General features: G+C 68.6%; 1 protein-coding gene. It reads right to left on the reverse strand.

Annotated elements, in window-relative coordinates:
* Positions 1–439: alpha amylase C-terminal domain-containing protein (locus CCN37_RS37715; protein WP_246843554.1), on the reverse strand; the 439-nt coding region annotated here is incomplete at its 3' end.
* Positions 440–644: the final 205 nt, after the last annotated feature.

Consider the following 644-nt stretch of genomic DNA (forward strand, 5'->3'; position numbering starts at 1 on the left):
CCTTCAGCGGCTCGGCGTTGGCCACACCGCTGCCGCCGTAGCGGCCGTCGTCGGTGTTCAGAACCTCGCGCCACACCGGCACCGCCTCCGGTGCCCCGATGCGGTACTCCTGGCGGACCACCGGGGAGAAGTTGCTGATGGCGAGCAGCGGGGAGCCGTCGGCGTCGAAGCGGAGGAAGGCGAAGACATTGTCCTCGCGGGCGTCGCCCTCGATCCAGGAGAAGCCTTCGGGGTCGGTGTCCCGCTGCCACAGCGCGGGCGTGGCCGCGTACACCTGGTTCAGGTCGCGGACCAGATCGCGGACGCCCCGGTGGTCGGGCTCGGCGGAGTACGACGGGTCCAGCAGCCACCAGTCGGGCCCGTATGCCTCCGACCACTCGGCGCCCTGGGCGAACTCCTGGCCCATGAACAGCAGTTGCTTGCCCGGGTGGGCCCACATGAAGCCAGGTACGCGCGGTGGTTGGCGCGCTGCTGCCACCAGTCGCCCGGCATCTTCGACACCAGCGAGCCCGTTTGCCGTGCACCACCTCGTCATGCGAGATCGGCAGCACATAGTTCTCGCTGTACGCGTACACCATCGAGAAGGTCATCTCATGGTGGTGGTAGGCGCGGTGCACCGGCTCATGCGCGAGATAGCCCAGCGA

Origin of the sequence: Allokutzneria sp. NRRL B-24872 (assembly GCF_002155965.1) — a bacterium.
Taxonomy (GTDB): Bacteria; Actinomycetota; Actinomycetes; order Mycobacteriales; family Pseudonocardiaceae; genus Allokutzneria.